The sequence below is a fragment of the Brasilonema sennae CENA114 genome (assembly GCF_006968745.1).
In the GTDB taxonomy this organism is placed as follows: Bacteria; Cyanobacteriota; Cyanobacteriia; order Cyanobacteriales; family Nostocaceae; genus Brasilonema; species Brasilonema sennae.
On the sequence record NZ_CP030118.1, the window covers coordinates 6,217,662 to 6,231,350 of the forward strand.

12 protein-coding genes and 1 CRISPR repeat array are annotated in these 13,689 nt (G+C 41.4%); of the genes, 7 read left to right on the plus strand and 5 right to left on the minus strand.

The features are described 5' to 3' along the window. Nucleotides 1–18 precede the first annotated feature (18 nt). From DP114_RS25905 to DP114_RS25920, 4 genes are all read left to right on the plus strand, one after another. Nucleotides 19–1,284, plus strand: coding sequence for a TRAFAC clade GTPase domain-containing protein (locus DP114_RS25905; RefSeq protein WP_171977479.1), 1,266 nt, complete (start codon nt 19–21; stop codon nt 1,282–1,284). 16 nt (nt 1,285–1,300) lie between these two features. Beyond that, nucleotides 1,301–2,425: a hypothetical protein gene (locus DP114_RS25910; RefSeq protein WP_171977480.1), complete on the plus strand. Its 1,125-nt coding sequence runs from the start codon at nt 1,301–1,303 to the stop codon at nt 2,423–2,425. Nucleotides 2,426–2,445: 20 nt separating this feature from the next. Continuing rightward, nucleotides 2,446–2,862 (plus strand): hypothetical protein, encoded by a 417-nt coding sequence (locus DP114_RS25915; protein ID WP_169264537.1) that lies wholly within the window; start codon nt 2,446–2,448, stop codon nt 2,860–2,862. Between the two features lie 315 nt (nt 2,863–3,177). Next, complete coding sequence (locus DP114_RS25920; protein ID WP_246162778.1) at nt 3,178–3,759, plus strand: nuclear transport factor 2 family protein; 582 nt, start codon at nt 3,178–3,180, stop codon at nt 3,757–3,759. Nucleotides 3,760–3,877: 118 nt separating this feature from the next. Here the strand turns inward: DP114_RS25920 and DP114_RS25925 are convergent, their stop codons facing one another. The 4 genes from DP114_RS25925 to DP114_RS25940 are packed head-to-tail and all read right to left on the minus strand — an operon-like array spanning nt 3,878 to nt 8,309. After that, nucleotides 3,878–5,542, minus strand: a complete 1,665-nt coding sequence (locus tag DP114_RS25925) for a phosphatidylglycerol lysyltransferase domain-containing protein (protein ID WP_171977481.1) — start codon at nt 5,540–5,542, stop codon at nt 3,878–3,880. Further along, on the minus strand, nt 5,532–6,455 hold the full coding sequence (locus tag DP114_RS25930; RefSeq protein ID WP_171977482.1) for an alpha/beta hydrolase: 924 nt from the start codon (nt 6,453–6,455) through the stop codon (nt 5,532–5,534). The genes DP114_RS25925 and DP114_RS25930 overlap by 11 nt, the downstream gene beginning before the upstream one ends. Then, entirely contained in the window at nt 6,452–7,396 is a 945-nt protein-coding gene (locus DP114_RS25935; RefSeq protein ID WP_169264535.1) for an alpha/beta hydrolase, read from the minus strand. The genes DP114_RS25930 and DP114_RS25935 overlap by 4 nt, the downstream gene beginning before the upstream one ends. Before the next feature lie 52 nt (nt 7,397–7,448). After that, nucleotides 7,449–8,309 (minus strand): alpha/beta fold hydrolase, encoded by an 861-nt coding sequence (locus DP114_RS25940; RefSeq protein WP_171977483.1) that lies wholly within the window; start codon nt 8,307–8,309, stop codon nt 7,449–7,451. A 333-nt stretch (nt 8,310–8,642) separates the two neighbouring features. Between DP114_RS25940 and DP114_RS25945 the strand changes: the two genes are divergently transcribed. From DP114_RS25945 to DP114_RS25955, 3 genes are all read left to right on the plus strand, one after another. Next, nucleotides 8,643–9,584, plus strand: coding sequence for a putative bifunctional lysylphosphatidylglycerol flippase/synthetase (locus tag DP114_RS25945; protein WP_169264533.1), 942 nt, complete (start codon nt 8,643–8,645; stop codon nt 9,582–9,584). Nucleotides 9,585–9,616: 32 nt separating this feature from the next. After that, nucleotides 9,617–11,443: an aspartate kinase gene (locus tag DP114_RS25950; protein WP_171977484.1), complete on the plus strand. Its 1,827-nt coding sequence runs from the start codon at nt 9,617–9,619 to the stop codon at nt 11,441–11,443. A 507-nt stretch (nt 11,444–11,950) separates the two neighbouring features. Continuing rightward, entirely contained in the window at nt 11,951–12,757 is an 807-nt protein-coding gene (locus DP114_RS25955) for an FHA domain-containing protein (RefSeq protein WP_171977485.1), read from the plus strand. On the opposite strand, the gene DP114_RS34525 is transcribed toward DP114_RS25955, so the two are convergent. Further along, on the minus strand, nt 12,718–12,951 hold the full coding sequence (locus tag DP114_RS34525; protein ID WP_216669939.1) for a hypothetical protein: 234 nt from the start codon (nt 12,949–12,951) through the stop codon (nt 12,718–12,720). The two genes, DP114_RS25955 and DP114_RS34525, sit on opposite strands and share 40 nt — an antisense overlap. A gap of 213 nt (nt 12,952–13,164) precedes the next feature. Next, a CRISPR array of direct repeats spans nt 13,165–13,560; the repeat unit is 36 nt; unit sequence CTTTACAGAACCCTTTCCCTGCAAAGGGATGGAAAC. Nucleotides 13,561–13,689 lie beyond the last annotated feature (129 nt).

Here is a 13,689-nt window from a genome sequence, read left to right on the forward strand (position 1 = left end):
TAACCAGGATTTGTTTTGATGAATAACCTGCAAGAACTAAATATTATCATGCTTGCGCCTAGAGGAGTTGGCAAAACCAGTTTGTTAGCCGCCATGCACGAAGAATTTCACAAAACATTTGAGAATGCAGGGCTAACAACATGGGCAAGTGACACTAAAACATTGGATGCGATCGAAGATTGTAAACGCCTCCTACGAAATATGGACTACCGTTTGCAAAAGCTAGTTGAACCAACTCCACCCCAACTTGATCCTTGGGAAGATCAAGGATTTATGTTTGAAGTGGGAAGTGGCGGCAAAAAGTTCATAAAAATTCGCTTTACCGATCCTTCTGGAGAATATTTCAAACCTACTGCGACTCCTGATCAAAAGGAGTATGTCAAACAACAGTTAAATCAATGTGATGCAGTGATTATTCCCATTGATTCAACTGCTTTAATGGAAAAGAAAACAGGCAGAACGAAAACTACAGAAATTGGACTTTGGCATGAATCCAAAAATGACCCTGATCGTATTACCAAGCTTTTAAAAGATGCCTACGCAAGTATAACAAAACCTCGACTGGTTGTTCTAGCACCATTAAAGTGTGAAAGTTACATGAAAACAAATAAAGATGCTAATGACTTGCTGGATCACATCAAAATTGGCTATCGACAATTACTGGATTTCTTCAAAGAAGACGAGATTTATCACAAATTGGCAGTAGTCGTAACACCTGTACAAACCATTGGACACATTGCTTTTTCTCATGCTGAAACTACTGATGGTTATACGCGGTTCTTTTACAACAAAGCACCGCTAGATGCGCCTTATGATCCTAAAGATGGAGATCAACCACTCCGCTATGTATTGCGATTTTTGTTGAATGTATACAATGAAAGCAGCCAGTTAGAATTGGAACGAGCTAAAGAAGACTTTTATAAACTTGAAAAAGAAGTTGGTGTCAAAGACGATCAATTGAATAGCGCCCAACGCAAGTTAAATCTAGCAGAACAGCGTGTGAATCAGCGTAATCAACTTTGGCTACCCTTCAGACTAATTGCTAACCTTTTCGATGACGTTAATACATCCTACGATGAAGCTAATAACAGTTATACGGAAAAAGCGTTTGATCTCAAGGAGACAGAAGCTCAAAAATTTGCGGTTCAAGACAAAGCAGACGCCACACAAGCTCAACTCCAAGCTTTTAACACAGCTATTTCCAAATTTGCAATTGATTGTAAGCAAGAGCGTGGCTTTGCCATTTTGCAAGGTAGAGCCAAATGGTTACCAGTTCCTAAATAATTAAGATGAGGCTTCTATGAGTTACAATCAAGTAGAAATTTACGTTAGAAGTTCTCCATTAGGCGAAGTTGGTATTCATTGGCGCAATATCAGCAAACCCGAACAGCCTAAGGAAGAGCCAGTTGTGCTTAAGCAACGAGTTATTGCTAGAGATGATGGTAAACAGGTAACAATTAATTCCTTAATTAACGATACTAAACCGTCCCTCATTTTAGCTCGATATGAAAATAAGGTGCTTGTAGAAGTCACAGGGCTAGATGCAGCAGAAGATCGATCAAAAAGAATGGGGCGGAGAATCTCTGAAGTTGTTTTGTGGGTTGGAGATGCAACGCCCGAAGTAGAATCTCAACTAAGAAAACTCGCTGCTTGTATTTTGCTAAGTTTTTGGGAAAAAGAGTCAACTTTTCTAAGCAAGATTCGCAGTGCTATTGACTTTGATGGACTGAATGACTTTAAAGTTAATGCCCAACAAATTCAGCAGTTATACACTGATGCTGGCACACATTTAGATGACTTCCTGTCAAAAATATCTCCCAGCGTCGTTGAACTTGGTGAGTCAGTTTGGTTAACCCCGAAAACAATTGATATTGAGAGCCAGTTATATACTTTAGTAAAGCAAATCAGTCAAACTTCCTTTGGGGAAACTGAGCAACCTGTAGTGGTTGTTGCTGAGTTAAAAAAAGAGGACGATACGCCTCCCTTGCGCGTGTCCGTTGGCGCAGCCTCTGGGATAGGAGAAGGACTCAGCGTCAAGCCTCCGGCTTATCCCCAACAGATTGTTTACAAGGGCAATGTTTGGAAAGCACCTGAAACTAAAACTGAAAAAAAAACACCAGTACCGTCACCAGAAGCAGTACCGTCAGCACAACCAATACTACCTCAAAAAGCAGTACCACGTCGAACAACTCGCATAGTAATCGTTGGGATGATCCTGCTGATTCTAATTCTGCTCACAACCTGGGTAATAGCTCAACCCAAAATATTACCACCAACCCCAACGCTAACTCCAACCCCAATACCCAAACACAAGCCATCCAGCAAGACAACCAACCCTCAAAGTTTTCTTCAGCCAGCCAACAGTCCGGTGTTACCCGACGACAATCAGCCCCAGTCTTCCCAAAGTCGATCGCCAGACGCTTAATTGGAAATGATCTGACTGATGTGCATAATGCAATCAGCTTTTTGTCTGAGAAAGATGTTTATAAATTTTCTCTTTTAATTGAGGCTTTGGAACGAATTAGCAAAAATCATAGCTCACGTATTACGACTAAAATACTCAACGAGGTCGAGAAATATCTTAACCGATGCTTGACAGATTTAAACACGGATGATTCAGAATATTTAGAAGAAGAACCTGTCGAATGGTTGCAAAAATCCTATAAGTGGTTGCAACGCCGATTTGACATTCATACAAAGATAAATTCTCTTAACTTGAACCGAAAAAAGGAACTGCTAGCACTAGGTTACTTTTTACAAGGGGAGTTATCAACACAAGAAGAGTTTGAGTATATAAGAAAGGTTTTACGTTCTTATTTAACAAGAATTGAGCAATTCCGAAATTCTCCACCTTCTGAGTAATGATGCCCGTCCTCCATCTTTAGTAACTGAGTGCTTATAACAACCTGCAAAGGTTAGTCTGGCAGTCCCGTCTTTCTTGCTGGTCAGGGGAGTAAATGAGCGTTTAAAAGTTTGTTCTGGTAGTATATGACAAAATTCACTTACTTTTAACTTGTTCCGAATGGGCAGTTCCCGTGTAAAGTTATAGTAGAAATAGTCCGAGAATCCGCCGTTGTCGGGGAGGACACTTTCAAGGCCTAGCAACAATCGTTGGCATCAATGATTGAGTGGCACAAATAAAAGATTAATTTTATAGAAAAAAGAAGGGAAATAGTTTTGAAATCTATCCATTTTCTGTTAAATAGTACAACTTTAATTGTAATTGCGCTGGCAGTCACGTTGGTTGTAGTGCTTGGGGGTACGTTTGAGGTAACTAGCGCAGCGCAACCTAATGCTGAATTAGAAATTCAAAAATTAACAGTCTGTCATGCGCTGGGAATTGACGCCATTGGTGGAGGAAACCTGCAAGAGGGAAAGAATATTTTACGGGATTGTTCTACTCAAGACGCAGAATTCACTAATAATTTAGCTGGAGGAGTAACTAAAAAACAAACTGGGACAGATGCTTTGGCGGATTACATATATTCGGTATACCAAGCAAACGGATATCAAGCTACCCAACATTTAATCGGTTCGATAAACGTCTCAGTTCGTAATACTAATGAGGCAACAATGTCCTCATACGTCCACGGAACACACAAACGTTCGGAAACTAGCATTGATGTCGCTAATGGCACTTATGAAGATGAAGTCGTCAAAGTGAGTGGGCATTGGAAAATCCGTCGTCGTACGTTCAATCAGATCAATTTTTTAAACCTCAGATCCCCAACCGATTCAACCAGAGTAAATCTAGAATAAACAGATAATTTTTTTGCGCTACAGTAGCACCCTTTCCTGAAAAACACCGAGGATATCACCAATTTTTCTTTCAAAGAAACAATTTGTAAGTAGTAGGGCACGAAAGGTCAGTCAAATTTTATCCTTTGAAATAATCTAAAAGGCGATCGCCTGAATCAGCACGAATTAATGCGACAACGACGTCGGGTAAAGCGGTTAAACTGGGGAAAACCAGATAACGTGATTCCCAACGAGGGTGAAATTTGTCTTTGTATGCGTGCAAGCCTTGGAAATTGTAAAATCGCTCCAAATGCTTATAAAGATAGTACAAAACTTTCTCTAAACGAGCCGACTCTTGAGTTTTACCTACTCCAGCAAGGGCAGAAAGACCAATATTAAAACTATCGTAATTTCGCTCCTTGTAGTGCTGGAACATAGATAGAAACAAAAAGTCCATTGTTCCATTCTCAATCGACTTTCGGTGTCGCATCATGTCGTTAGTCACTTCGTTGAGCTGGTACTCTAATACAATATTGGTGAAGGCAATAATTTCACCCTGGGAGGACTGCACCGTTACGATCTCAGACTCTCGCAAATAAGCTTCATCAAACCAACCTAGAGAAAACTTTTTTTCGGAACCTTGCACCAATTGCAGCCATTCGTCACTAACAGGTTTGATTTGATGCAACAATGTATCAGCAATTGGTGGTTGGTAAAATTTGACTTCATACCCCAGCTTAGTCATGCGATTGATTGCTGTTCTGAGGTTTTTACCTGCTTTTCCTTGTAAGGTGAAGCTTTCGAGATCGACTATTGCTTCTTCACCAATTTTGACTACCTGAAATCCCAGCGACTTGTAGAGATCAATATCATTAGGTAAAGTTTGGTAAAATGCTGGATACCAGTCGTTACGTTGGCAAAATAGCTGAAAACTCACAATCACTTCTTTACGGTCTTCATCTGGTCCAATGGGATCACCTAAGGCGATCGCACCCCGTCCTTTAGGGACATAACCAATCACACTGCGACCAGAAGGACTAAAAAAGTAACTTTTATCACTTAACAATGTAAATGCTGCTAACGAAGAGCATCCATACTTTTCTACGATATCTTTTGCCTGCTGCCGTTCTTTAACAGTGGCGGTATCACGTAGAAAAACTGGTCTTAGTAGCATGAACAATGCATAAGCGATCGTACTTGCTGCAATAATATAAATAGAATTAGCAAAAAAGTCCCCAAATCGGGTTTTTGGTTTCAGTCCGTCATTATTATCTGTGAAGAACATAGCAAAAGTTTGGGCTATGGCATCACTCCAACTGAAATTTTCCGTAAATTTGCCATCTAACAAGTAAAACCCAATTGTTCCATATGCCAAAGTAAACAGCAAAGCTGCAATTAACACCCGCACTCCCTGCGCAACCGAAGGACGATCTGACTTTGCTGTAAAAACATGGCGCATCAAGAGTAATTGCATCAGCAAAACACCAGACAACAGACTTTCTTCATAGTCCAGTCCCTTAATCAAGTGGCTGACAACAGAAAGAATCAAGAATCCAATAGTGAGTAACCAAGCAATTCGTTTTCGACGCAACAAGTTGGTTGCAAGCGTCAGTAACACAAACCCAGTCAGTGCTGCAAATAAATGACCGCTAACGCGAATATCAAAAGGTAAAAAGTGCTTCAACCAGTGATTTCGCTCATGCACGTTAGGCGTCACTGCTGACACCAAGTTTACCACTCCGACTAAACCAGTGAGGAAAGCTGCACTCCAAAGCCCAATCCGAGTTCTGAAATCAAGAGTCATTAGTCACTTTGTTCTTTTGCGAATTTTCAAACTGTTTTCCTACATAAGATAGCGAATCTTTGAGATGTTTGTGAAAGTAATTCCACCCAACATCTGGACCTGACAAACCATGTCCTCCAGGAAAGGCATAAAACACGTTTTCTATACCTAATTTGTCTAAGGTTTCATGGAATTTTTGGGTAGAGGCAAGTAAATTAGAGTCATGTTCTCCAGCATCAAGATATACCCGTAGTTCCTGTCTTTCCTGAGGTGACAATTGTTGGACAATTTGTTGGGGGCTATTTTGTGGGCCACTGTTATCGGTAAAATAGCCGCTATGGCTGAACAGAATATTAAAGTTTTTCAAATGGCGTAAGCCAATATTAAATGCACCCCATCCTCCAGAAGATAAACCTCCCAACGCCCAAAACTTTGGATTTTCTAATGTACGATAGCGTGACTTGACAACTTGTACTAACTCCGAACCGATCAACGTTCCTACTTTACCATTAGGCCCATCATAATAATCAGGGTCGAATAAGGGACTTGAACCCCGGTTATCATTTCCATCTGGTGTAATCACAATCGAAGGCGGTAGTTTGTTATTTTTATAAAGTTCATGTAGAACTTTTAAGATTGCATATTTATCAACATAAGCACGGGCATCATCATGACCGCCATGTAGTAAAAATATGACAGGATAGCGTTTGAGAAAATTTTTATTGTAGTATGGGGGCAAAATAACACCATATTGTCGTTGTGTCCCCATTGCTTGACTGTTAAAAGTTTCTAGCTGAAACTTCAACCCACTATTCGTCACCTCTTGAGGCGGATCTAGCTGCGGCGCACCTAAGATAAAGACATACCAGTAACCAGCAGCAGTCAGGATTGTAATTGCACCTGCAACGCCCATTAAAACTTTAGATAATTTCATGGCTTGTTGAAACCCAAATTATCACTAGCGTGTAGAATAGCCGAGATTTTAAATTGTCTTCCGACAAATGTTAGCGAATCTGCCAGATGTTCATGCCAGTAGTCCCAAGTGTGACCTCCGGGAAAAGCATTAAATATATTATAAATTTTCTCACTACTGAGTACTTGATTAAACTTTTTGGATTCGTCAACTCCGACTTCAGTATCTGCTATACCTGCATCAAGGTATATCCGTAAGCGTTTTTTAGTTTGAGGTGAAATGGTCTTGATATAGGTGATTGGGCTATTTTGCGATCCACTCTTGTCTTGAAAGTAACCGCTATGACTAAATAATATTGAAAAGTTATTTAAATTATGCAATCCCACATTCATTGCACCCCAACCTCCTGAAGATAATCCCCCCATTGCCCAAAAATCAGGACTGGCGAGTGTACGGTAGCGGTTTTGCACAACTTTCACCAGTTCATCCCCAATGGCTGTGGAAACTTTACCATTAGGGCCATCAATATAATCGGGATCCCAGTAGCGGCTAGAACCACGTTTGTCATTTCCATCTGGTGTGATAATAATACTGGGCGGCAACTTGCCTGTTGCATAAAGCTGTTGCACAACTGTTAAGGCATCTCCTTTTGTAAACCAATGGTCAGCATTTCCATGTCCACCGTGAAGGAGAAAGATAACTGGATAGCGTTGATTTTGGTTTTGATCATAGCCCGGAGGTAAAGCAACGCAGTAAATGCGATTTCCTCCCATAACTTTGCTATTGTAAGTTTCGGTTTTATATCTTAATTGGGTAGTTAAATCCCTAGCAGTCGGTTGTGGTGGTAACACAGAAGTTAGAGTTGGCGGACGCATCTGTGCTTGTGCAGATTTTATATCACTACAGTTACAGAAGGCTAACACCGAAAGTAGCAGCACAATTTTAGATTTGAAGCAGTTCATCAAAAATATTGATTGATAGCAATTGAATCAAAACTATAAAAAATCATAAAATTTATAGAGATGAAATTTGTGAAGACAAAGGTGTTTGTGTATTAATCCCAATAAGATATTTCAATATAGCACTGTTGATTAACTCTGGACACTCTGCCATAACTAAATGTCCGGCATTGGTAACATGTAAATGAGTACCATTGACGAAATGTCTTGCTAAATCGTTCCCCATCTGGTGTGTAAACATGGGGTCAAGACCCGCAGTTATAATCAAAGCAGGAATATGCAAATTCTGCGGCAAAAGGTGACGCGTAAAAAAGTTATAACCCCAAAAGATTTCTAAAGCTTTGTAGGATTGGAAATCCGTTGGTGTTGGACATTCGGCAAAAAACCGTTCTATAACGCTGTGGCGGTAAGAAGTCGAGAAAAAGTTTGAGATTGCTTGTACACCAGGTAAAGAGTATAAATATCTGCCGCCCCAAGCCATAAACTTCATCAGCGGAATTTCCCACCAAGGTGCTAAGTTATGAGTTCCGCCGGCGATCGCAATAAAACCACTCACACAATTGTGCTGGGCAAACTCTAAACCAATAGGAACTCCGTAGCTATGACAACACAGCACTGGTGAGGAAATGCCCAATTTGTACAACAGTCGCCGTAAATCCCGACAATGTCGCCCGATGGAGTAGCGAGGGTAGGGACTCGACTGTCCGTGTCCTGCCAAATCATACACCAGAACTTCCCAACCTTGACTTTGAGCAAACTCATACTGAGAACGAAAGTTAAAGCGGTTTCCCGTTCCTCCATGCAGAAAAACTATAGCTGGAGTTCTCCCCGAATTGTGGCAAACTTGTAAATTGACCCCTCGTCGCAGATGAATTGTTGAACCAGCTAAGGCATCTTGAAAAGAGTCATTAGTCATTAGTCATTAGTTAATGGTCATTAGTCATTAGTTAATGGTCAACTATAGGACTCCTGTGCAGATTTTTGTGAAACTAGTACACCTTTATCAGTTATCAGTTATCTATTGTTCACTGGTAACTGATAACTGTTCACTGTTAAGCGTTCCCTACAACTGCCACGAAGTCTAATAAATTAACTTGCTTTGTTGTCTGAATCCTATAGTCAAAAGCTTACGCTAGTGATGTGTCAATTTTATGTCAACATAATGAAACTTTTGTGAATGTCGAGTTATTAGTCGTTTTCTGCTTCTACTCTCTCCACGTCTCTAATCTCCCCCTTGCCTAGTTGTACTATGCTTCAAAAACTCCGACTCAACTTCAGTTCGTTGTTTGGCTTGCTACTTCTGGTACTTTCTTTTTGGGCAATTAGCCACGAACTACGTGAGTATCGTTACCAAGATATTTTGAACTCTTTAGGAACAATTCCTAAAAGGCACTTAAGTTTGTCAATTATATTGTCAAATATAGGCTATCTAGTGATGGCGTCGTATGATATGCTAGGCTTTAGCTATATTGGTCGTTCTCTGGCTCTGCGAAAAATTGCTTTCACTGGGTTTATTAGCTCTGTACTCGGTAATACCATCGGTTTTGCTTTGGTAACTGGTAGTGCTATTCGTTATCGTTATTATTCTGGTTGGGGAGTATCACCACTGGCGATCGCCCAAGTTATTGCTTTTGCCAATTTCACTTTTTGGTTAGGAGTGTTTGCCGCGTCAGGGGTAATATTTCTCTTTAACCCCTTGGAAATCCCCACCCAAATACATTTACCTTTTACAAACACACGTCCTCTGGGTGTTATTTTCCTAGTAATAGTTATTTGTTATTTATTAGGAAGTATTTTTATTAAAACACCGTTAGTCATTCGTCGCAAAGAGTTTCGTTTTCCTTCTTTCAAGATAGCTTTTGCTCAAGTCGTCATTTCTAGCATTGACTGGATAATAGCCGCAGCAGTTCTTTTTTTGCTGCTTCCTACCAATAGTGTATCTTTTCTAGACGTGTTGAGAACCTACTCACTAGCTATGTTTGCAGGTGTGGTGAGTAACGTCCCTGCTGGGTTAGGAGTGTTTGAGATTGTCATCTTGCATTTTCTGTCTGCGAAACTTTCTCCTGTCGTTGTTTTGGGTGCAACACTAGCTTACAGAGCAATTTACGACTTATTGGCTTTGCTAATAGCAACAAGTTTACTGGGACTCTATGAAATTAAACACGGTACAAGAAATATAATGAACAAATAGAATTCCTAGGGACAATTGACTACATAAAACTTATGGCGCTCATAGTTCAGAAATATGGTGGTACATCTGTCGGTTCAGTAGAGCGTATTCAAGCTGTTGCACAGCGCGTGTGCAAAACTGTGAAAGCAGGAAACTCTCTTGTTGTCGTGCTTTCCGCGATGGGGAAAACCACAGATGGACTCGTTAAGCTAGCATACGAAATCTCACAAAATCCCAACAGCCGGGAAATGGATATGTTGCTGTCCACAGGTGAGCAGATATCCATTGCTTTAGTCAGTATGGCTTTGCAAGAACTGGGACATCCAGCTATTTCTTTGACAGGAGCGCAAGTAGGAATTGTTACTGAAGCAGACCATACGCGAGCGCGGATTTTACATATTGAAACAGAACGCGTCAAGCGACATCTTAATCAAAATAAAGTTGTTGTTGTAGCAGGGTTTCAGGGAATTACCAGAACAGAGGAATTGGAAATTACCACATTGGGACGTGGCGGTTCAGATACCTCAGCCGTGGCTTTGGCAGCTGCATTGCACGCAGATTATTGTGAAATTTATACTGATGTACCAGGGATTTTAACAACAGATCCCCGTTTGGTTCCAGAAGCACAACTGATAGATAAAATCACCTGCAATGAAATGCTGGAACTCGCAAGCTTGGGGGCAAAAGTCTTGCATCCTCGTGCAGTGGAAATTGCGCGGAACTATGGCGTTCCTTTAGTGGTACGCTCTAGTTGGACAGATGAACCTGGAACTTGGGTGATTTCACCAGCGCCACGTCCGCGAGCACTTGTGAATTTGGAAATTGCTCGTTCCGTTGATGATATTGAATTTGATACCAATCAAGCGAAAGTGTCGATGTTGCGTGTTCCAGATAAACCAGGTGTAGCAGCGCGGTTATTTGGGGAGATAGCACGTCAAAATGTGGATGTCGATTTGATAATTCAATCAATTCACGAAGGTAATACGAATGACATTGCCTTTACCGTGATGGCACCAATATTAAAAAAGGCGGAAGCCGTAGCACAAGCGATCGCCCCTGTTCTGCGTTCTCAAAAGGCAACAGAAAATGAAGAAGCGGAAGTGATGGTACTGCCCAATATTGCTAAAGTCAGTATTGCAGGTGCGGGGATGATTGGGCGTCCTGGTGTGGCAGCGAAGATGTTCGCGACTCTTGCAGAAGCTGGTGTTAATATCCAGATGATTTCTACCAGTGAAGTGAAAGTGAGTTGCGTAATTGATAGTGGAGATTGCGATCGCGCTGTTGCTTTTCTTCGCGCCGCCTTTGAAATTGAAGAAGACAAACAGACAACCCAACAAATCAATTCAAAATTCTCATCTGCCTCATCTGATCATCCTCCCGTCAGAGGTGTCGCCCTGGATATGAAGCAAGCGCGTCTAGCTATTCGTCAAGTACAGGATCGTCCAGGAACAGCCGCGAAGATATTTGGATTGTTGGCAGAACACAACATCAGCGTAGACATGATTATTCAGTCCCAGCGATGTCGTATGATGAATGGCATTCCTACGCGGGATATTGCCTTCACAGTTGCCAGAATAGATGCACAAGCAGCACAAAAAATGCTCCAACAATCAGCAGCAGAATATGGATGGGGTGAAGTCGTGCTGGATAATGATATTGCCAAAGTCAGTATTGTGGGAGCAGGCATGGTCGGACAACCAGGCATCGCGGCTACAATGTTTGAAGCACTATCCCAGCACCAAATTAATATCCAAATGATTGCGACTTCGGAAATTAAGATTAGCTGTGTTGTCGCGCAAGAAGAAGGCGTGAAAGCGTTGCAAGTCATTCATACAGCGTTTGGACTTGCGGGTAGTCAGAGTATTCAAGTGCCTGCTTGATGGTTGGTTTTGAATACCAGACGCACCCGCGCTCAAAACCTCACCCTGCCCTATCGGGCATCCCTCTCCTTATCAAGGAGAGGGAAAGATTTTGGCGCCGATTCAAGCGAGGGTGAGGTGAAAAGCCAGTGTACCAGACGCACTCGCGCTCAAAACCTCAAAGGAGAGGGAAAGATTTTAGCGCCGATTCAAGCGAGGGTGAGGTGAAAAGCCAGTGTACCAGACGCACCCGCGCTCAAAACCTCACCCTGCCCTATCGGGCATCCCTCTCCTTATGAAGGAGAGGGAAAGATTTTGGCGAAGTTAAAAGCTCGGGTGAGGTTTGAAGTGAGATGTGTGTACACCGTAGCCTTAGGAAGGGGAGGGGTTATCTGTGGCAAACATTTTTTGAATCTGTAAGTATTAAAATTAAGACAATCAAGTTTAAGATGATCACCGAAGCATCTTTGTTGTCAGACAAGAAAGATATTTTAGATAAATTCAAACATTGCTCCTTAAAAGCAAGTTATGCCAAACCTCAGCACATCACACACAACAGGACAAAATTTAGAGCTTTTTCATCTCCAAAGTAACACCTCCTTTGAATTGCCACCAAATCTTCCGATTTTTAGGATTGGTAAGCCAAACGAGCAAATTGCACCGGACATCAATGTTTTAGCTTTGCCAAATGCCGATATTGTTTCTCGGCTTCATGCAGAAATTCAGGTAGAAGAAAATACTTATTATATTATTGATACGGGAAGCTCCAACGGCACATATCTTAATAGTGTCAAACTAGAGCCAAAAAAGCGCTATCCCCTTAATTTAGGAGACAAGATAGACCTAGGTCAACAAGGAAATATAACTTTCATTTTTCAACAGAAACAAAATTTTTCTTCGACTTCTTATTCCAGACTGACTCATCAACCCACAGTTCTTCAGGCTCAGATTGTACAGCCTGAAATGACTGGAAACAACAAACAACATCAAGTGGATCGTCCGAGTAAACTTGTCGGCTTAGTGCTGATGGTTTTAGGAATTTTGATCATATCTACAAACACTCGAATTGGTTTATTTATAGGTATCCCTAGTGTTCTGTTATGTATTGCAGGAGTTATCGTTTTAAGCCGACGCCATCTAAATCGTAAAATAGGATGGATTTTGCTCGGATTGGGAATTGCAATCATGCTGTTCACAGGCAATCTTTTTGCATCAGTGAATCTTTTCGCTGTCTTGGCATCCTCTGCTTTATTATTCGCTGGATATCAATTGTTTAATACGGGTAAAGTCTTGAATTATAGTTTGCGATCTTTTAAGGGATTATTTAAGAGATAGTTATTATGGCGATCGCCCGCAAGGGCTCGGCTCCCTGCTGGAGCATCGCCAAGACAATCCTCGTCAACGTGATCCGATTCAACAGCTGATGTTTCTGTGCCAGTAGGCGACTTGTCTGGCTTTGTGGAGTTGATTGAAAAATGTTGAAAGAAAACCACGTACTTTGTAAAAAACTTGACAATCATAAGTGACATACTCTATTTTTAAGACAGCGTGTTGAGTTCATCTACACACTAAGCCCGATCCTTGAAAACCGCATAATCTCGTTGGAGTGTGTCGATGGCTTGCCCAGTAAGCTTTTCAGACGCCAAAATTGATTTCTTCTTGTGAGAGTTTAATCACTTTTTCGGAGTGTGTCGATTTGGGGGTCTGGAAGCCGTTTCCAGTAAGGGTTTCAGAAGTGAACTCTTTACAGAACCCTTTCCCTGCAAAGGGATGGAAACGTTAATCCCGCAGCGGGAATGGCATATTGGATCCACTTTACAGAACCCTTTCCCTGCAAAGGGATGGAAACAATCTTTGCTACTACTAATCTACTCAATTCTAGTCTATCCTTTACAGAACCCTTTCCCTGCAAAGGGATGGAAACTTCAACTGTAGTACAATTTTCTGGTAATCTAGATTAGCTTTACAGAACCCTTTCCCTGCAAAGGGATGGAAACAGCATCATTCCGCTCATCAAACAACCGCGCCACCTTTACAGAACCCTTTCCCTGCAAAGGGATGGAAACCATAATGTGTCCTTCTTGTCCTTTTTGCATCAAAGGCTTTACAAAACCCTTTCCCTGCAAAGGGATGGAAACGTGAGTTCTTGACACTTGACTATGCTTTGTTCACCTACTTTCCATTGCCTCTACCCCTAAAGGGGATGGAAACTTATTGATAAAACAGTTCAATACAGTCTTTAATATTACTTAAATACAGGCGGTTAT

Excerpts from the sequence above, each read along its gene's own strand:
- DP114_RS25955 (WP_171977485.1), top strand. The coding sequence starts at position 11,951 with ATGCCAAACCTCAGCACATCACACACAACAGGACAAAATTTAGAGCTT.
- DP114_RS25935 (WP_169264535.1), bottom strand. The coding sequence starts at position 7,396 with ATGAACTGCTTCAAATCTAAAATTGTGCTGCTACTTTCGGTGTTAGCC.
- DP114_RS25910 (WP_171977480.1), top strand. The coding sequence starts at position 1,301 with ATGAGTTACAATCAAGTAGAAATTTACGTTAGAAGTTCTCCATTAGGC.
- DP114_RS34525 (WP_216669939.1), bottom strand. The coding sequence starts at position 12,951 with ATGTCACTTATGATTGTCAAGTTTTTTACAAAGTACGTGGTTTTCTTT.
- DP114_RS25930 (WP_171977482.1), bottom strand. The coding sequence starts at position 6,455 with ATGAAATTATCTAAAGTTTTAATGGGCGTTGCAGGTGCAATTACAATC.
- DP114_RS25925 (WP_171977481.1), bottom strand. The coding sequence starts at position 5,542 with ATGACTCTTGATTTCAGAACTCGGATTGGGCTTTGGAGTGCAGCTTTC.
- DP114_RS25945 (WP_169264533.1), top strand. The coding sequence starts at position 8,643 with ATGCTTCAAAAACTCCGACTCAACTTCAGTTCGTTGTTTGGCTTGCTA.
- DP114_RS25950 (WP_171977484.1), top strand. The coding sequence starts at position 9,617 with ATGGCGCTCATAGTTCAGAAATATGGTGGTACATCTGTCGGTTCAGTA.
- DP114_RS25905 (WP_171977479.1), top strand. The coding sequence starts at position 19 with ATGAATAACCTGCAAGAACTAAATATTATCATGCTTGCGCCTAGAGGA.
- DP114_RS25940 (WP_171977483.1), bottom strand. The coding sequence starts at position 8,309 with ATGACTAATGACTCTTTTCAAGATGCCTTAGCTGGTTCAACAATTCAT.